The following is a 16,982-nucleotide window of genomic DNA, read 5'->3' on the forward strand; positions in this document are numbered from 1 at the left end:
CATCAGTTTTCATCCGTGTATTCGATCCAACTCCGGTAATCCTCCGGCCGAACTTCCTCCACACTGACGGGTACCACCGGATCTCTTGAAACCCACTGGTCAGTATCCACCTGTTCAAACGAATCAGAGCTGACCGTATAAAGGTACCCCATTTCGTCCCATTCAACATCGGTGTGCTTCAGGAGAATGTGCGGTGGCAGGGTCGTAGTATCAACGGAAAAGGCGGCGTTTTTCGCAAGTGGCCAATACGCGATAGCAAATGGAATGGCCAATGCCCGTTCTGACACAGCGTAGATACCATATCGGTCGTCTGCCTTTCCGTAGCCCACCCCCTGCGATGGCTTGAGCAAATCCATACGCTGTCGGAAGCCATGGTAAAGATGTTCGGGCTTTTTCATGGTTCAGACACCCGACCTTTCTGTCACAACCCCCGGGATAAATCCGTGTTCGACGACCTCATAGTGCTGAACACCGACATCCGGCTCTAGCTCGAAGGCGTCGTCTTCCGGATAAAGCCGCGCACGGGAAATGTCCTCGCCAGCGAATGCCTTGATCGAGTCCAGGTTTTCCCAGTAAGTGACCAGTGTCAGTTCAATCTTGCCGGTCAGCGGCCGACGAAGGATCTGGGCGCCCAGGAAGCCCGGCGTTGCTGCTGAGTCGCGGACACCGGTTTCGTAAAGATAAGCCGTGAAGCCCTCGGCATGGGCCTCGGGTACCCGGCATTTCCATTCCCTGGCAATCACGAATGTCTCCTTAACAAGTGGATGCATGAACCACGTTCTGCTCTTTCAAGACAACAATAACAAAGCCCATCACCACGCTACACTAGCCACACCGGATTCCAGCTTCAACGGCATCCCCTGCCAATATCAATTTTGTTCAATACCAACGCCGCCCCGCCCGCCAGAATGGTGCCGTGTCAGAAACGGAGAACTTCCATGACCCTTTCCATGATTCTGCCCATGTCGGCATTTGCCCTGGCGGCCTCCATCTCGCCGGGGCCGGTTAACCTGGTGTGCCTGAGCAGTGGTACCCGCTATCCGGTGCCCCGGGGACTGGTCTTTGTGACGGGCGCCACCCTGGGTTTTATTGCGTTGTTCATTGCCGTCGGGCTGGGGTTGTACTCGTTACTGGGCCTGGTGCCAGGGCTGGAGAAATTACTGCGCTGGGCGGGGGTGGCCTTTCTGCTCTACCTGAGCATCCGGCTGGCCCGTGACAGCGGTCATTTGCCGGAAGACGATGCCCGTCCGGCACCCGGCTTCGCGACCGGGGCTCTGATGCAGTGGCTCAATCCCAAGGCCTGGCTGGCCTCCGCATCGGGGATTGGCGCCTACACCAGTGCCAACGACCTGCAGGAGATCCTGGTCTTTGCGTCGCTATACCTGCCTATATGCTGGCTATCGCTGGCGAGCTGGGTCTATGCCGGCGCCTTCCTGCGCCGCCATGTCCAACAGCCAGTGGTATTGGCAACCATCAACCGGGTACTGGCGGTATTACTGGCCGCCAGTTGCCTTTACCTGCTGTTTGGGTGACACCCCCCGATACTGCTTAGGCGTAGCCGCCATCAGGCGCTTGAAGGTGCGCTGAAAGTGGGGCTGGTCGGCGAAGCCGGCATTCAGGGCCGCTTCCGCAATCGGAACGCCATCTTGTAGTGCACGCCTGCCAGACTGAACCCGCCGATTGATCAGATAGGCGTGGGGCGTCAGGCCGAAATGCTGCCTGAAAGCGCGGATCAAGTGCCCGGCGCTGTAGCCCGAATAGTCGCACAGCGACTCCAGTGAGATGTCCTCTGCCAGGTGTTGATCCAGATGCGCCGCCAACGCCTTCAGGGTATCGGGCGCCTCCGGGCGGAGCACCACGGGCTGGCTGGAAAGCTCCTGCATGAGGTCCGACAGGAAGGCGACAACCTCGGTTTGCTTTTCCAGCAGGTCACGGCGGTCATCCAGAAGACAAGCGGCAAGATCGCAGTAACGCTGATACCAGTGCCGTTCGGAAATAACCGGTGTCTCGATGTCCTGCCACCGTGGGGCAGGCAACAAGCCGGCCTCATAGCGAAGCTCGGTCAGCCATTGGGTATCCACATACAGCATCAGGTAGGCCCACGGCTGGTCGTCAATGGGGTTGCAGTTGTGCACCCATTCCGGGTTCATCAACACCAGGTCACCTTTCATCACCTGATACCGATCTTCGCGATAGCAGAACGTGCTCATGCCATCTGTGATGGCACCCATGGACCACTGGGTGTGGCTATGGGGGGCATAGCAGACCTGACGGCCGTCCTCCACTTTGCGCAGCTCCACGTAGGGCAGGCGGGGATCTCGCCAGAATAACGGCTTGGAATTATTCCTCACTTCGCGGCTGTTTCTTGTTGAAGTCGCATATCGTAGAGAATCATCCTCTCACTGCTTGATTCGTCTCGCGCCACATTTGTATTGACGGCGGTAAAGGCCTTCCAGCGACCTTCGTCGACCAAGAAATCACCGACAGCCAAGTATGTATTAGAAACATCCATTTTCAACTTCTGGATATCCCCAGCCTGCTTATATTCGAAATGGCCAGTCACCTCATCAGCGATGACGTAAAACATTGTTGCGATAAGCCGCCCATCGCCATCTCTTTCGAGCGACTCGAGGGTCGCCTTCTGAACCCGACGTGAATCCTCGGGGAAAAACCTCTGACCTATCTCTATTCCGGTCACGTTCGGTGTCCAGCTATCGCCTTTTTGTAGAGGAGTTGAAGGGAGGGAAAACAGAAGGTTCAAAGCGGCCTGATGTCGCCTTCCAAGAAAAAACGATTTCAGCTCCCCGTCTGCTGAAAAATCTCCTAGCAATTCAGTCAGGCCAGCCTTTTGCTCTGCCATTCTTCTATGCAGATCCTCTTTCTCACTTTGTGGAGCCCGATCACTTTCTGGAGAGATGGCAAGAAGACTTGCGCGAACCCCTTCTTCGTGAGGCTCAACCCGGCCTTCATAGGTTGCGACAGGCAACTTAAGGTCCCGAAGGGCTTGGACAACCCTTTTGCGCTTGTCTGGCTCATTAAGGACGTCGAAACCACTGACAAGCAACTCAGGGATCACGTCTATCTCCTGATTCACGACGGAATATACCGCCGGAGCTTCAGTAACTTGCCACCTGAGTTGAACTTGCTCCCCCCCTTGAGTTTGGCACCCAAGAAGAGCGAAAGCCGTGATGAGGAGAAGAATCAAAAATCTCATGAGACCGAAACGTTGTAGGCGAATGCGTCGACGCTGGCGCCAATAAGTTGCGTTTCCAGGCTCATTCCGGCAAAGAAACCTACAGCCTTCACGCTTTTAACGAATCTTTGCAATACATGAGTGCTCATACCCACAGTGTTGAATCCCCCGCGAACGTACGCCTCAAGAACGTTGTTCATTATTTCGAAGAACTCATCGCGAGTGCAGTTATTGCGGGCTATACAGATCTCAACCGGGGCATCGAACCACATGGCGCTGGAAACATTTCCGCTGATTTGCTTCCCTACGGTCAACGTTTTAACGATCAACCCGCCAACGAAATCGGAGTCTGTATAGGCGCCCCCGTCTGGACGGGATAGCCCAGCGTAAATACTTCCGATTTTTTCAGTGGGAAAGTCCTCGTGGCTGTAAGATGCGTTGATCCCTGGCACCGACACTGAAAAGCCCCCCAGGATGCCTGCCCCTGGTCCTTCCAACTTCACGACTCTGTTCTCGGCAAGGTGTTTTATGGGCATGACAACGTGCGCCCCACCGACTTCTATTCGGGCGATTGGGGTGCCAACCGTTACCTGTAACCCGCTAGCGCCTGCAATTTCCCATCCCGTGGTATCGAAATCCATAATATTCCCTTTCTATTAAGTTCACATCCATTGATTAATTGACTTAGGCTCGCTTTCAATTTGTGCAGCTTTATTTAACACTTACTGATTAAGATCGGTTTCAGGACGAGATTGGCAAGGGGAAGACTCTTACCTATCCGTGTAAGTTTGGAAAGAGCATGTTTCGCTGCGGAACGCAGAGCATCGTCCTGACACCCGAGCCAGAAGAATAACGTACCCCAGAGCAGAATTCAGCTCTAAAGCCCATGCCATTCCGAGAAAGCTATCACATTTTACCCGCCTGTTGGTTCCCGGTTAAGCCTCTTCCAGTAGCGGGCCCTCCTGACATAATCCGGCCCTCGAGTTACCCCTGATTGAAGCTTTAGCTCGGCGGATGCCTGACTGGTATTAGTGCCGGATGGAATTCGTGTGCGATGACCTCGTAATGGTGAACACCGATATCCGGCTCAAGCTCGTAGGCATCGTCCAGACCACGTTCACTTGCCAGACTTCATCGTTCCCACCTTGGCCTCGGCCGTCAGCGGGTCCTCCGGCCAGGGATGCTTGGGGTAACGACCGCGCATTTCCTTGCGCACTTCCGGGTAGACCTGCTTCCAGAAGTTCGCCAGATCCGCGGTAACGGCCAGTGGCCGCTGGGCGGGTGATAGCAGGTGGATCACGACTGGAACGCGCCCGCCAGCCAGTTTCGGCGTTTCCGTCCAGCCGAAGAGTGCCTGGAGTTTGGCAGCCAGCACCGGACCATTATCGGCGGTGTAGTCCAGCCGCAGGCGTTGGCCGGTGGGTATCTCCAGTGTGGTGGGCAGCTCGCGGCTCAGGCGTTGCTGCCGGTCGTAGGGCAGCAGGGTTTGCAGGGCATCGTGCAACGGGATCTGCTGCAGGTCTTTCCAGTTGCGGATGCCGGCCAGGAACGGGGCGAGCCATTGCTCCAGAGTGTCGGCCAGTGCTTTATCCGATACGTCGGGCCAGGCGCCAGGTTCCAGCGCCCGCATCTGTTGCACCCTTGCCTGCCACTGGCGGGCCGCCTCGGTCCAGGGCAGGCTGCCCAGGCCCTTTTCCCGGACGGCGGTAAGCAGGCCAAGCTGGAGCTGTTCCGGCCCGGGGTCCGGTAGCAAGTGCTCCGCCAGCACCAGCGCCCCCAGGCGGGTTACCCGGCGGGCAATGACGGAGCCCCGCTTATCGTCCCAGCGGGCTTCTTCAGTAGTTTCAATATGGTTAGCCAGATCGGCTTCCAGTGAAGGCAGGTCGGTCGCCGCAGCGAGATAGATCTGCGCTTCCCGGGCCTGTCCGTCCAGATCGGCGGCCACGATCCAGGGCTGTTGTCCGAGAGCATCGTCCTCGAACAGGCTCGCACCGCGACCATTACTGAGCTGATACCGGTTGGAATCGCCGGGGCGACGCCGGCCAATGCGGTCCGGGTAAGCGAGTGCCAACAAACGCCCGGCGGGCATGGCGTTGTCCTGATCCCTCGCTGTTCTGGCCGGCAACAGACGGTCGGCCGAGCGACGGACCGCATCCAGACGGCTGCGGTCCAGATGGGGGGCAAGGTACTGGCCGTCCAGCAGCTGAAGCCGGTAAACCACATCGGCGCCGGCATTACGGCCCAGCAGATCGCGCTCGCCAAGCAAGGCGGCGAGACGGGCGGCGGTTGTCGGATAACCCAGCTCACGGCCCTTCAGCACCATATGGGCCAGGCGCGGGTGGATGCCCAGGACCCGGGCACGGCGACCGTGGTCGGTGATGGCGCCTTCCCCGTCCAGCAGGTCCAGCCATTGCAGCAGTTCTACCGCCTGGGCCCAGTGGGCCTGGGGCGGCGGGTCCAGCCACTCAAGGTCGGCAGGATCACGGGCGCCCCACTGGGCGAGGTCCAGGGCCAGGGGCGCCAGGTCGGCCGACAGGATTTCCGGTGGCGTGTAGTCCGCCAGCCCCTGGTGTTCCGACTCACTCCACAGGCGATAGCACACCCCTGGCTCCACCCTTCCGGCACGACCCTTGCGCTGCTCGGCAGCGGCCCGGGATACGCGACCGGTAATCAGTCGGGTCATACCGCTGTTGGCATCAAACACGGCACGGCGGGCCTGGCCGGCATCGATCACTACCCGTACACCTTCAATGGTCAGGCTGGTTTCCGCGATGGCGGTGGCCAGTACCACCTTGCGTCGGCCCGCCGGCGCGGGCTCAATGGCCCTATCCTGAGCATCGCCTTTCAGGTTGCCATACAGGGGCGCAAGCTCGGTGTCGGAAGACAGGTGGGGGCGAAGCAGCTGCTCCACCCGGCGGATCTCTCCCGCGCCGGGCAGGAAGACAAGCAGGGAGCCCGGCTGCTCCTCAAGGGCTTCACGGACAACGCTCACGACATGGTCCGGCAGACGCGGTGGACGACCGGCGGAGGTCTTCACGGGGCGATAGAACACCTCGACAGGAAACGCCCGCCCCTCGCTTGAGATGACCGGCGCCTGCCCCAGCAATTGCGCCAGTGGGCCGGTATCCAGGGTGGCCGACATTACCAGAACCCGCAGATCCGGCCGCAGTACCTGCTGTGACTCCCGCACCAGGGCCAGGCCCAGGTCAGCCTGCAGGGAGCGTTCGTGGAATTCATCAAACAGGACCGCAGCATAGTCTTCCAGCACCGGATCGTTCTGGATCAATCGGGTAAGGATGCCCTCGGTCACCACTTCGATAACGGTTTCGGGGGACACCCGGGTGTCCAGGCGGGTGCGGTAGCCCACGGTCTGCCCCGGTTTCTCTCCCAGTTGGCGCGCCATGTAGCGTGCAGCGGACCGGGCCGCCAGACGCCTGGGTTCCAGCATCAGGATCTTGCGGCCGGAGCGCCAGGGCGCTGACCGTAGTGCGAGTGGCACCCGCGTGGTCTTGCCGGCACCCGGGGGCGCCTGCAGCAGTACTGTCGTGTGCTGTTCCAGGGTTTGGGTAAGTTCCGGGAGAACCTGTTCAATGGGCAGCATGACGATCAAGCCGGTCCGGGTCGGTTTATGACTGGCGAGCGTGCCAGTCCTCGGCCCGGGGCACAAACAGGGCCAGCAGCAGGCCCCACCCCAACGCAACAGCACCGAGGGTAAAGGCTCCCGCCAGCGTACCGCCGGCATCCAGCCACTGCCGTGTCAGCCAGGGGCCGGCCATCTGTGTCACGCTGTACAGGGCCACCATGGCTGCCGACAGTCTTGGCCCCTGGTGTGGGTGCAGGGCACGACCGATACGCTGGGTCAGGAGCACCGTACCAACGAAGGTGCTGCCTACCAGCAGGGCACACAGCACAATCCCCAGGGGGCCCGGTGAGAGCACCACCGCCAGGGCACCCAGGAACTGGATCAGGTAGTTGACCCGCAACGCCGCCAGATCACCGAAGCGGGCACCGAGAAAGCTCCACAGGATCGGTGCGGGAATGGTGACCACGGCCACCAGCAGCCACGAGCCATCCACCAGCCAATGCCCCGCCGGCAATTGGGTCTTGGTGAGCAGGGGCAGGAAGGTCATGGGCAGGATATAACCCAGCCCGGCGCCGGCATAGGACAGGAACAGGGGAATACTGGCGCGGTCCAGTAACGGGCCCTTGTCAGCAAAAGAGCCGTCGTCACGCTGGATTCGCGCGGGCACCTCCAGATTCACCAGGCGCCAGGTGGCCCAGGCTGCCAGCGGGATGGACAACAATGCCGCCGGCCACCAGCGTGCCGGGCCGGACAGAAGGTCGGCGGTGCCGGACACCAGGAAACTGGACAGCAGCAGCCCCACACCGACCCCGACATAGACCAGACCGCTGGCAGACGTCCGGTTCCTGCGCACCAGCCATTCCAGGATCAGTGCCGGTGCCTGGACGAAGACCACCCCGTTGGCAATGCCATTGATCAGCCGCAGGCCGGAGAGCCAGGAGACCGGCTCCACCTGCGTTTGCAGCAGGGTGGTAAGCACATGGACCAACATGGCAACGGGCAGGGTGACGCGGATCTGGTCCGGGCGATACCAGCGCACAGCCAGCAACGCACCGATCAGGTAGCCGAGGTAATTCCAGGTGGCAACGGAGGCCCCTTCACTGGCCGTAAGCTGGCCATCGCCCACCAGATAGGGCAACAGGGGCGTGTAGATGAAGCGGCCCAGGGCATGGACCACCAGCAGGAGAGTGGCACCGGCCACCACCACCGACATGAGTTGCCTGGCGTGAGAGGCGGACGGGTGCTCTGTCATTGTTACTCCAGGGACAATTCCGGTTTGGTCAGGTTACTTTACATCAACCTTTTCCGGCGTAATGTACTCGATTCTGGGCGGCCCCGCCAGACAGCCGGCGGCCACTTTGCCGAACGCCTTCATGTGATCGCTCTTGCCGTGGGGTCCCAGGTACTCTGCAGACTCCCACACTTCCAGGAACACCAGGCGATTGGGGTCGGACAGACTGGTGTGCAGCTCATACTCCAGGCAGCCAGGCTCTTGCAGGGTCGCCTCGATGCAGGGTTTGGCGGCTTCCAGCAGGGTCTCACGCTGGTCGGGTTTGACGTTCAGGATGGCGCGTACGTATAGCATGGTTTACCTCGGCTTGGGTCAGGGGGCATCCACGGGGGGTGCCGGTTGGTCGGAACAGTCAGCCAGCATCGAACTGGTTGCGACGAGTCCACTCGTAGATTTCCCGGTAGGCCTTGGCCAGCTTGTCCGGATCATGGGGCGGCTGGATAACGGCGGTCATCCTGCCCTGGGGGTTGATCAGTGCCAGGTGTCCGCTGTGATCAACCAGGGTGTTGCCATCACCGTCGTCCCGATGGACGAAAACGGCACCCACGCTCTTGGCCAGGCTCCGCAATGTCTCAATGTCGCCGGTTACGCCATGGAAATCCTCGCCGAAGAAGTTCAGGTATTCCTTCAGCCGTTCCGGGGTGTCCCGTTCGGGGTCGGCACTGACCAGCAGGTAATTCGGTTCAGGTAAGTCGGGATCCAGGCGCTCATCGGTCTGGCGCAGGGTGGCCATGGTGGCGGGGCAAATATCAGGGCAGTTGGTATAACCGACGAACACGAAGGTCCAGCGGCCCCGGAGGTCCTGCCGGGTGACTTCTTCGCCATCCTCCCCCGTCAGCGTGAACTCGGCCAGTGGCCTGGCTTCATCATGGACGTAGGTGTTCATGGCGCTCAGATCCGGAGCCGGCTCCGGTTCCTGTTCCAGTGGCTTCATCTGCTGGACCACCACGAAGCCGAAAATCAGGGCCACAACCAACAGCAATATCACCAGCGTACGCCGGACCGAGCGATCCATGAGTTCTCCTGTCTAATGACCGGTTCAGAAGTAAACGAAGTGGTCTACCAGCAACACCACGAACAGGACCATCAGGTAGGTAATGGAATACTTGAAGGTTGCCAGGGCCACACGGCGATCGTCGCCCCGAAGCAGGCGGATCGAATACTGCAGGAATCGTAACCCGAGAACCGTGGCGCCGGCCAGATAGATCCAGCCCGACATGCCTGTGGCAAAAGGTAGCAGGGTAACCGCCAGCAGCATCAGGGTGTACAGCAGGATATGCAGCTCGGTATAGCGGTTACCGTGGGTGACCGGCAGCATGGGAATCCCCGCCTTGGCATACTCTTCCTTGCGGTGGATGGCCAGGGCCCAGAAATGTGGCGGTGTCCAGGCGAAGATAATCAGCACCAGCAGCAGGGCGTGGCCCTCCACCTGGCCTGTGACAGCGGTCCACCCGAGCAGTGGCGGCATGGCACCGGCAAGGCCACCAATCACGATATTCTGGGGCGTGGCCCGCTTGAGAAACAGAGTATAGACACCGGCATAGCCCACCAGCGACGCCAGCGTGAGCCAGGCGGTCAGGGCATTGACCTGCCACATCAGCACCATCATGCCGGCCAGGGCCAGCACCGTGGCAAACAGCAACGCGTCCAGCTGGCTCACCCGCCCTGTCGCCACCGGACGGCGGCGCGTGCGTGCCATGACCGTATCGATCTTCTGGTCCACCACATGGTTGACCACGGCGGCGGCGCCCGCCAGCAGGGCGATACCCAGATTGCCGAATACCAGTACGTCCCAGCCCGGCACCCCTGGCGCCGCCAGCAGCATACCAATGACCGCGGTGAGGATCATCAGCGCCACCACCTTGGGCTTGGTCAGCTCCAGAAAGTCGCGCCAGGAAACGGACCGGCTGGCGGATGATTCGGACGTCATGGCCTTGGCCTGGTCACTCATGCGGTTACCTCGTGATGATTTGTTGTTGTCTTGCCCGGTTCTTTGACCGGTTGTCGTGCATAGCCGTGTACGCGCCAGAGCATGTGAATGACCGTCAATAGCAACCCGGCGCCCATGGCATTGTGGGCGACCGCGACAGACAGGGGAATATGGAACGCGACATTGGCTAAACCGAGACCAATCTGCACGACCAGGGCCGCTGCGGTCAAGAGCACCATGGATTGTATCGGGGTCTGCCGCACCTGACGCCAGAGCGCCAGCAGTAAAGCCGCCCAATAGACCAGCACGACCATGGCTCCCACGCGGTGTGTGACATGGATGGCTACCCGCCCGTCGGCGGTCAGCTGGCCACCGAGATAGTTGGGCCCTATGGTCTGGAGGAGATCGAAGCCATGCTGGAAGTCCATGTCCTCCGGCCACCACTGGCCCTGACAGGTAGGCAGATCCGGGCAGGCCACAGCCGCATAGTTGGCGGCCGTCCAGGCGCCCAGGGCAATCTGCAGGATGACCAGGGCCAGACCACCGTATAGCCAGGGTCGTAAACGGCCCAGGGCGTTTTCCCGCTCCACAGGCAGGGGCTTATGTCGGCCCCGGAGCCTAAGAGTCAGCAATGTCAGCAGGCTCAGAGTGGTGAAGCCGCCCAGCAGATGCAAAGCCACCACCTTGGGCCAGAGCTGGAGGGTCACGGTCCACATGCCGAACAGCGCCTGCAGTACGACAAATCCGGCGATAAACAGAGGCAGCTTCACCGGTACGCCTTCACGGCGGTGCCTGACAGCATAGCCGGCCAGGCCGAATACGAGCAGCCCCAGGGTGCCGGCGGCATAGCGGTGGATCATCTCAGGCCAGCCCTTGGCCACGTCTACCGGTGTTTCGGGGAAGCGGGCGTTGGCTACCGCAATGCTGGACTCACTCTGGGGTACGGTCAGGAAACCATAACAGCCCGGCCAGTCAGGGCAGCCCAGGCCCGCGTCAACCAGACGTGTCCACGCCCCCAGCATGACCACGACCACCGTGAAGATGGAGGCAGCCAGGGCCCAGCGAGCCATGACACGGCGGGTATGAAGCTGTTGATTTTCAGTGCTTTGTTGTTTTTCCACAATCCGTTACCTTACGAGCCCGAGCCGTGGTCTTAGCCAATCTGCGAGAGTTTCATGAGGTGCTTGAGGTCCTCGAGCATGTCCTTGCCGGTATGCTCGTTGCCATAGTGCATCATCACATTCCCGAAGGGATCCACCACCAGGATTCTGGGGCTCTCTGCCGGATTCACCGCAGCAGGCCAGGCAGGTTCCGCGCCTGGTGCCAGCCGCAGCCGTTCCATGGAACTGTACTCCTGGCGCCAGCGGGACTGGAGCTCCGGCGGCACAGTATCAATCCAGGCGGCACGGCCAACCCGGTTGGCATTCTTGCCCAGGGCGATATTCACCTGACGGGCCAGGTAAAGCAGCTGTTCGCAGTCCTCACCACAGGTTTGTGCGGTGACGATCATCATCCATTTGGGATTCTGCAGCTCAGGGCCAAAGCGGGTGTGCAGAGGCTGATCATCGGCATCCACAAGATTCAGCTCGGCCACCGGTATCGCCGGCTGTATCAGTTCACCGTGATTGCTGCGTGATTCGGGATGCAGCCAACCGCCATAGTACATGATGGTCGCAAAGATCATCGGGCCAAAACCAATGGCGAACAGCAGCAAGGCGGTACGGCGACCGCGACGAACCTGTTCCGGGGAAGGTTCCGTTTCCTGCTGCTGTACAGTCGTGTCGGTCATTCAGGACTCCTGCTTACGATAGCTCGCTATTATTGTCAGTATGATGAGCGCCACTGCCAGGGAAAACCACTGCAGGGCATAACCATAGTGAGTCTGAGGACCCATCATATCGGGTTCCCAGTCGGCCCGGAAGGCGCCTGGTTGATTCTGGTCATCCAGCTTCACAATGCGCGCGGCCACACCCGGCTCAACCATCGCCACCAGCTCCCGGGGCAGCGCCTGAACCCGCCTGGGCCACACTGAGGTTCCGTCGCCGGCCGCCGGCTCTCCGGCCAGCACAGGTGGTACCGGATAATCCGCCACCCGTGCCAGCAAGCGGACCGGTTCACCAGGGGTCTCAATTCCCGGTAGCTGGTCACGGCGCCTTTCCGCCTGCACCCAGCCCCGGTTGACCACCACCGGTGGCCCCTGGTCAGGGCGGAACAGGCTCAGCACCTCATAGCCCGGCGCACCATCCCGGGTCCGGTTGTCCAGCAACCATACCGGCGCACCATAGTGTCCTTCCAGCATCACCGGTTGGCCGGCGACGGTATCGACCACCTTCACCTGGCCCCACTCACGGGCCTGGGCGGGATCCGACCACTGGGCCAGGAGCTGCTCCTTTTCCGCGGCACGATCAAGCTGCCAGATCGACAGGCCCAGCAGTACCGGCAGCAACGACAGGGCCAGCAGCACCAGCCGCCAGTCAGGCCGCCAGACCCGGGTGCGGGATTCATGTTCAGGCATGCTCTGCTATAGTCCCACTTTCATTGTCCGTAGACAGACAACAATAACGGGAATTCAATCCGGGGACGACACCCATGCTTCTCAAGATCCTGATCGTGGTACTGATGCTGGCCGTTATCGTCAGCCTGTTCAGTGGCCTGTTCTTCCTTATCAAGGACGATGGAGGTCGACGGCGGGTGGTTAACTCGCTGGCCGTCAGGGTGGGGCTCAGCATCCTGCTGCTGGTCGTAATCCTGCTGGCGCTCTGGCAGGGGGGCCTGGACCTGAACCCGACCCCCTATCGCTAGCATGCCGTCCGGGTCATTCGCTGGCCTATGGACCTTGACCCGGGCGGCACCCCCGTCAGGAATCAGATGGACCAGGCCGCCGGGCATCAGCGCCCGACGTCGGCCTGCCCTGCAATCAGATCACGTAGACGAACACGAACAGTCCCAGCCAGACCACGTCCACGAAGTGCCAGTACCAGCTGGCAGCCTCAAACCCGAAGTGGTTGTCGCCGGTGAAATGCCCTTTCTGGATGCGGATAAACATCACGATGAGAATCAACGACCCCAGGATGACGTGAGCACCGTGGAAGCCGGTCAGCATGAAGAATGTGCTGCCGTAGATGCCTGACTGCAGGGTCAGGTTCAGGTCCTGGTAAGCGTGCACATACTCTTCCGCCTGCAGCCCCAGGAACACCAGGGCCAGCACAATGGTGGCCGCCAGCCAGATTTTCACCTTCTTGCGGTTGTCTTCCTTCAGTGCGTGGTGGGCCACGGTAACGGTAAACGACGACGTAACCAGGAGGATGGTGTTGATCAGCGGCAGGCCCCAGGGGCCGATAATGCCTTCCGGCGCCGGATAGGCTTCCGGATCCGGGTTGTTGATCAGCGGCCAGGTGGCCTGGAAACCTTCCCAGAGCATCGCGCTGGCGCCCTTGTCGCCCTCACCGCCAAGCCAGGGCACCACGAAAACACGCGCATAGAACAGGGCGCCGAAAAATGCCCCGAAGAACATCACCTCTGAAAAGATGAACCAGCTCATGCCCCAACGGAAGGAACGGTCCATCTGCGGGCTGTACAGGCCGGCCCGGCTTTCACGGATCACCGACCCGAACCAGCCGAACAGCATGTAGGCCATCACCACGCTGCCGATCATGAAAATGAACCAGGCGCTGTGGGTAGATTCGCCCTGGGACCCGTTCACCATCACGGATGCCACACCGTAGAGGGTAAGGAACATCCCGACCGTGGCCACGATGGGCCACTTACTCTGCTCAGGTACGTAGTACGTCTGGTTGTTCGACATGCTGTTCTCCAGAGGCCTGTTCCGCTGGCCTGTCCAATCTTGATTATTTTTGTGGTATCGCTCGCTACATCGTTCCCGGCCGCTCAACGGCCATCGTCAGGCCGGCCAGTCCACGTGGCTGGCCGGCCTGCGGTTCACTTGACGTCCGGCGGCGTTTCAAAGGTGTGGTAGGGCGCCGGTGACGGCACCGTCCACTCCAGGCCTTCGGCGCCGTCCCAGGGCTTGGCCGCGGCTTTCTCGCCGTTGCCCCTGGCACACTTGACCACGATGAACAGGAACAGGAGCTGAGTGGAACCGAACATGAACGCGCCGATACTGGACACCATGTTGAAGTCGGCGAACTGCAGCGCATAGTCCGGAATCCGCCGGGGCATGCCCGCCAGACCCAGGAAGTGCATGGGGAAGAACGCCAGGTTCATGCCCACGAACGACAGCCAGAAATGGGTCTTGCCCAGGGTCTCGTCATACATGGTGCCGGTCCACTTGGGCAGCCAGTAATAAGCCGCCGCAAAGATCCCGAAGATGGCGCCGGGCACCAGTACGTAGTGGAAGTGGGCCACCACGAAGTAGGTGTCGTGGTACTGGAAGTCCGCCGGCGCAATGGCCAGCATCAATCCGGAGAAACCACCGATGGTGAACAGGATGACAAACGCCACCGAGAACAGCATCGGGGTTTCAAAGGTCATGGACCCACGGAACATGGTAGCTACCCAGTTGAACACCTTAACCCCGGTGGGTACGGCGATCAGCATGGTGGCGTACATGAAGAACAGCTGGCCGAAGATGGGGATGCCCACGGTAAACATATGGTGCGCCCACACCAGGAAGGACAGCAGCGCGATGGCGCCCACCGCGTAGACCATCGACGCATAGCCAAACAGCGGCTTGCGGGCAAAGGCCGGAATGATATGGGATACCACGCCGAAGGCCGGCAGGATCATGATGTATACCTCGGGGTGCCCGAAGAACCAGAACACATGCTGGAACAGGACCGGATCACCACCGCCGGCGGCGTCGAAGAAGCTGGTGCCGAAGTTGATGTCCATCAGCATCATGGTAACCACACCCGCCAGTACCGGCATGACCGCAATCAGCAGGAAGGCGGTGATCAGCCAGGTCCAGACGAACATTGGCATCTTCATCAGCGTCATGCCCGGGGCCCGCAGGTTCAGGATGGTGGCGATCACGTTGATGGCCCCCATGATCGAGGAGATCCCCATGATGTGGACGGCAAAGATGAAGAAGGTGGTACTTGGCGGCCCGTAAGTGGTCGACAACGGTGCGTAGAAGGTCCAGCCGAAGTTGGGCGCGCCACCATCCATGAACAGAGTGGACACCAGCATCAGGAAAGCCGCCGGCAACAGCCAGAAGCTCCAGTTGTTCATCCGTGGCAGCGCCATGTCGGGTGCGCCCACCATCAGTGGCAGCATCCAGTTGGCCAGGCCCACGAAAGCCGGCATGACCGCACCGAATACCATGATCAGGCCGTGCATGGTGGTCATCTGGTTAAAGAATTCCGGTTGCACGATCTGAAGGCCGGGCTGGAACAACTCTGCCCGGATGACCATCGCCATGCTGCCCCCGAGGAGGAACATGGCGAAGCTGAAGATCAGGTACATGGACCCGATATCTTTATGGTTGGTGGTTAACAGCCACCGGGTCATGCCCTTGGCGGGACCATGGTGGTGGTCCTGGGCGTGGGTATCTGCGACCGCACTCATTTGAAACCCCCGTTGCCGCCTGTTTCTTTTCGCTGGCGATATATTGTTATCTGGCGAACCCGATGGCGAGGCGTGCCCCCGCCATCCGGTTGTCTCTTATTGGTTCTTGTAGTCGAAAATCTCTTTCGGCGTCACCATTTCCCCGGTGTTGTTGCCCCAGGCGTTACGCTCGTAGGTGATGACTGCCGCCAGGTCGGCTTCGCTGAGCTGGCCACCGAAGGCCTGCATCGCGGTGCCGCTGACGCCGTTGACCACCACGTCCATATGAGCGTCCATATCCTCGGTGGCAATTGCAGAACCCTTGAGCGCCGGGAATGCTCCGCCGCCGGTACCATCCTGACCATGACAGGCGGCACAGTAGGAGTCATAGACGCCCTCGCCACGCTCAACCAGCTCTTCCAGGGTCCAGTCTTTCTCGGTCAGCTGGCGTTCCTTCGCGGCGGCTTCCCGCTGGTCCGCCAGCCACTGGTCGTATTCCTCCTGAGGCACCGCCTCAACCACTACCGGCATGAAGCCGTGGTCCTTGCCGCACAGTTCGGTACACTGGCCACGGTAGGTGCCGGGCTGGTCAACCTGGAACCAGACCTTGTTGATAAAGCCGGGAATGGCATCTTTCTTGATACTGAAGGCGGGAACCCACCAGGAGTGGATCACATCATTGGCGGTAAGCAGCAGGCGAACCCTCTTGCCAACGGGCACCACCATGGGGTTGTCCACGTCCAGCAGGTAGTTCTCGCTCTTGTCCATCCGGTTATTGATCTCATCCCGCGATGTGGCGAGGTTGGAGAAATACCCGAAATGGTTGGCTTCGTTACCATTTATGTCACGGTATTCGTACTGCCAGCGCCATTGATAGCCGGTAACCTTGATTTCCACTTCCGCTTCCTCGGCATCGTACATGTCAACCAGGGTAGCGGTGGCGGGAATGGCCATGATGACCAGGATGGCAAAAGGTATGATGGTCCAGAGAATTTCCACAACGGTATTCTCGTGGAAATGGGCCGGTTTATAGCCTTTTGATTTTCGATGAGCAAAGATCGACCAGAACATGACCCCGAAGACAACGACGCCAATGGCGACGCATATCCACAGGATGGTCATGTGCAGACCATAGACCTGGTTACTCGTTTCGGTGACCCCCGGTGACATGTTCAGGGTCCACTCGGCCAGCGCCGGAGCGGACAATAACAGTCCCGCGACAAGGGCACCTGCCCGTTTTACGTGCACGTGCATACCGCGTCTCCACAGAGTGTTGTTCTTGTTCATGACAGACACACTTCGAGCGGTCGTCTCTCCTGCGACGGCTGCCTGTCATGTCTGGCGGATCTGCGTGACACTTCCTGCTGAATGCTGGAAGTTCGTCCCCCCGGGCAAATAGTGAAACCGGTCACGCTCGCACACGCAACCTGAGATGAGCGCCGGGAAGTCTGTTCACGGATAACCAGAACGCAGTATAGAC

18 protein-coding genes are annotated in these 16,982 nt (G+C 60.2%); 2 read left to right on the forward strand and 16 right to left on the reverse strand.

The genetic code is table 11. The features are described 5' to 3' along the window. Positions 1 to 2 precede the first annotated feature (2 nt). Both ACFOZ5_RS00720 and ACFOZ5_RS00725 read right to left on the reverse strand, forming a co-directional pair. Positions 3 to 398 (reverse strand): hypothetical protein, encoded by a 396-nt coding sequence (locus ACFOZ5_RS00720; RefSeq protein ID WP_379884763.1) that lies wholly within the window; start codon positions 396 to 398, stop codon positions 3 to 5. A gap of 3 nt (positions 399 to 401) precedes the next feature. Then, positions 402 to 743, reverse strand: coding sequence for an antibiotic biosynthesis monooxygenase family protein (locus ACFOZ5_RS00725; protein ID WP_379884766.1), 342 nt, complete (start codon positions 741 to 743; stop codon positions 402 to 404). A 195-nt stretch (positions 744 to 938) separates the two neighbouring features. Here ACFOZ5_RS00725 and ACFOZ5_RS00730 point away from each other — a divergent pair, with 195 nt between their 5' ends. After that, positions 939 to 1,532: a LysE family translocator gene (locus ACFOZ5_RS00730; RefSeq protein WP_379884768.1), complete on the forward strand. Its 594-nt coding sequence runs from the start codon at positions 939 to 941 to the stop codon at positions 1,530 to 1,532. Here the strand turns inward: ACFOZ5_RS00730 and ACFOZ5_RS00735 are convergent. The 11 genes from ACFOZ5_RS00735 to ACFOZ5_RS00785 form a co-directional block, all read right to left on the reverse strand. After that, positions 1,494 to 2,351 carry an AraC family transcriptional regulator gene (locus ACFOZ5_RS00735; RefSeq protein WP_379884770.1) on the reverse strand — a complete coding sequence of 286 codons (858 nt, stop codon included), beginning with the start codon at positions 2,349 to 2,351 and terminating at the stop codon, positions 1,494 to 1,496. The two genes, ACFOZ5_RS00730 and ACFOZ5_RS00735, sit on opposite strands and share 39 nt — an antisense overlap. Beyond that, positions 2,348 to 3,076, reverse strand: coding sequence for a hypothetical protein (locus ACFOZ5_RS00740; protein WP_379884772.1), 729 nt, complete (start codon positions 3,074 to 3,076; stop codon positions 2,348 to 2,350). The genes ACFOZ5_RS00735 and ACFOZ5_RS00740 overlap by 4 nt, the downstream gene beginning before the upstream one ends. A 134-nt stretch (positions 3,077 to 3,210) precedes the next feature. Next, positions 3,211 to 3,834, reverse strand: a complete 624-nt coding sequence (locus ACFOZ5_RS00745) for a hypothetical protein (protein ID WP_379884774.1) — start codon at positions 3,832 to 3,834, stop codon at positions 3,211 to 3,213. Between the two features lie 476 nt (positions 3,835 to 4,310). Then, on the reverse strand, positions 4,311 to 6,794 hold the full coding sequence (gene hrpB, locus ACFOZ5_RS00750) for an ATP-dependent helicase HrpB (RefSeq protein WP_379884776.1): 2,484 nt from the start codon (positions 6,792 to 6,794) through the stop codon (positions 4,311 to 4,313). Positions 6,795 to 6,819: 25 nt separating this feature from the next. Further along, the gene (locus ACFOZ5_RS00755; protein ID WP_379884778.1) at positions 6,820 to 8,028 is read right to left on the reverse strand and encodes a YbfB/YjiJ family MFS transporter; all 1,209 of its coding nucleotides are present in this window, start codon (positions 8,026 to 8,028) and stop codon (positions 6,820 to 6,822) included. A 33-nt stretch (positions 8,029 to 8,061) separates the two neighbouring features. Continuing rightward, positions 8,062 to 8,361, reverse strand: a complete 300-nt coding sequence (locus tag ACFOZ5_RS00760) for a putative quinol monooxygenase (RefSeq protein ID WP_379884780.1) — start codon at positions 8,359 to 8,361, stop codon at positions 8,062 to 8,064. A 58-nt stretch (positions 8,362 to 8,419) separates the two neighbouring features. After that, a complete protein-coding gene (locus ACFOZ5_RS00765) occupies positions 8,420 to 9,082 on the reverse strand; it encodes an SCO family protein (RefSeq protein WP_379884782.1) in 663 nt (220 codons plus the stop codon). Between the two features lie 24 nt (positions 9,083 to 9,106). Continuing rightward, positions 9,107 to 10,018, reverse strand: coding sequence for a heme o synthase (gene cyoE / locus ACFOZ5_RS00770; protein WP_379884784.1), 912 nt, complete (start codon positions 10,016 to 10,018; stop codon positions 9,107 to 9,109). Then, positions 10,015 to 11,067: a COX15/CtaA family protein gene (locus ACFOZ5_RS00775; protein WP_379885413.1), complete on the reverse strand. Its 1,053-nt coding sequence runs from the start codon at positions 11,065 to 11,067 to the stop codon at positions 10,015 to 10,017. Before ACFOZ5_RS00775 ends, cyoE begins: the two co-directional genes overlap by 4 nt. Before the next feature lie 83 nt (positions 11,068 to 11,150). After that, on the reverse strand, positions 11,151 to 11,786 hold the full coding sequence (locus ACFOZ5_RS00780; RefSeq protein WP_379884786.1) for a hypothetical protein: 636 nt from the start codon (positions 11,784 to 11,786) through the stop codon (positions 11,151 to 11,153). Continuing rightward, entirely contained in the window at positions 11,787 to 12,512 is a 726-nt protein-coding gene (locus ACFOZ5_RS00785; RefSeq protein ID WP_379884789.1) for an SURF1 family protein, read from the reverse strand. It abuts the gene before it with no gap. Positions 12,513 to 12,586: 74 nt separating this feature from the next. Here ACFOZ5_RS00785 and ACFOZ5_RS00790 point away from each other — a divergent pair, with 74 nt between their 5' ends. Beyond that, a complete protein-coding gene (locus ACFOZ5_RS00790; RefSeq protein WP_379884790.1) occupies positions 12,587 to 12,799 on the forward strand; it encodes a twin transmembrane helix small protein in 213 nt (70 codons plus the stop codon). A 115-nt stretch (positions 12,800 to 12,914) separates the two neighbouring features. Here ACFOZ5_RS00790 and ACFOZ5_RS00795 read toward each other — a convergent pair whose 3' ends face one another. From ACFOZ5_RS00795 to coxB, 3 genes are all read right to left on the reverse strand, one after another. Continuing rightward, positions 12,915 to 13,802, reverse strand: a complete 888-nt coding sequence (locus ACFOZ5_RS00795) for a cytochrome c oxidase subunit 3 (protein WP_379884791.1) — start codon at positions 13,800 to 13,802, stop codon at positions 12,915 to 12,917. Positions 13,803 to 13,936: 134 nt separating this feature from the next. After that, the gene (gene ctaD, locus ACFOZ5_RS00800) at positions 13,937 to 15,523 is read right to left on the reverse strand and encodes a cytochrome c oxidase subunit I (protein WP_379884793.1); all 1,587 of its coding nucleotides are present in this window, start codon (positions 15,521 to 15,523) and stop codon (positions 13,937 to 13,939) included. A 96-nt stretch (positions 15,524 to 15,619) separates the two neighbouring features. Next, positions 15,620 to 16,756 (reverse strand): cytochrome c oxidase subunit II, encoded by a 1,137-nt coding sequence (gene coxB / locus ACFOZ5_RS00805; protein ID WP_379884794.1) that lies wholly within the window; start codon positions 16,754 to 16,756, stop codon positions 15,620 to 15,622. Between the last annotated feature and the right edge of the window lie 226 nt (positions 16,757 to 16,982).

The sequence above is a fragment of the Marinobacter lacisalsi genome (assembly GCF_042651045.1).
In the GTDB taxonomy this organism is placed as follows: Bacteria; Pseudomonadota; Gammaproteobacteria; order Pseudomonadales; family Oleiphilaceae; genus Marinobacter; species Marinobacter lacisalsi.

Excerpts from the sequence above, each read along its gene's own strand:
- ACFOZ5_RS00720 (WP_379884763.1), bottom strand. The coding sequence starts at position 398 with ATGAAAAAGCCCGAACATCTTTACCATGGCTTCCGACAGCGTATGGAT.
- ACFOZ5_RS00730 (WP_379884768.1), top strand. The coding sequence starts at position 939 with ATGACCCTTTCCATGATTCTGCCCATGTCGGCATTTGCCCTGGCGGCC.
- ACFOZ5_RS00745 (WP_379884774.1), bottom strand. The coding sequence starts at position 3,834 with ATGGATTTCGATACCACGGGATGGGAAATTGCAGGCGCTAGCGGGTTA.
- hrpB (WP_379884776.1), bottom strand. The coding sequence starts at position 6,794 with ATGCTGCCCATTGAACAGGTTCTCCCGGAACTTACCCAAACCCTGGAA.
- ACFOZ5_RS00755 (WP_379884778.1), bottom strand. The coding sequence starts at position 8,028 with ATGACAGAGCACCCGTCCGCCTCTCACGCCAGGCAACTCATGTCGGTG.
- ACFOZ5_RS00760 (WP_379884780.1), bottom strand. The coding sequence starts at position 8,361 with ATGCTATACGTACGCGCCATCCTGAACGTCAAACCCGACCAGCGTGAG.
- ACFOZ5_RS00765 (WP_379884782.1), bottom strand. The coding sequence starts at position 9,082 with ATGGATCGCTCGGTCCGGCGTACGCTGGTGATATTGCTGTTGGTTGTG.
- cyoE (WP_379884784.1), bottom strand. The coding sequence starts at position 10,018 with ATGAGTGACCAGGCCAAGGCCATGACGTCCGAATCATCCGCCAGCCGG.
- ACFOZ5_RS00775 (WP_379885413.1), bottom strand. The coding sequence starts at position 11,067 with ATGGCTCGCTGGGCCCTGGCTGCCTCCATCTTCACGGTGGTCGTGGTC.
- ACFOZ5_RS00780 (WP_379884786.1), bottom strand. The coding sequence starts at position 11,786 with ATGACCGACACGACTGTACAGCAGCAGGAAACGGAACCTTCCCCGGAA.
- ACFOZ5_RS00785 (WP_379884789.1), bottom strand. The coding sequence starts at position 12,512 with ATGCCTGAACATGAATCCCGCACCCGGGTCTGGCGGCCTGACTGGCGG.
- ACFOZ5_RS00790 (WP_379884790.1), top strand. The coding sequence starts at position 12,587 with ATGCTTCTCAAGATCCTGATCGTGGTACTGATGCTGGCCGTTATCGTC.
- ACFOZ5_RS00795 (WP_379884791.1), bottom strand. The coding sequence starts at position 13,802 with ATGTCGAACAACCAGACGTACTACGTACCTGAGCAGAGTAAGTGGCCC.
- ctaD (WP_379884793.1), bottom strand. The coding sequence starts at position 15,523 with ATGAGTGCGGTCGCAGATACCCACGCCCAGGACCACCACCATGGTCCC.
- coxB (WP_379884794.1), bottom strand. The coding sequence starts at position 16,756 with ATGCACGTGCACGTAAAACGGGCAGGTGCCCTTGTCGCGGGACTGTTA.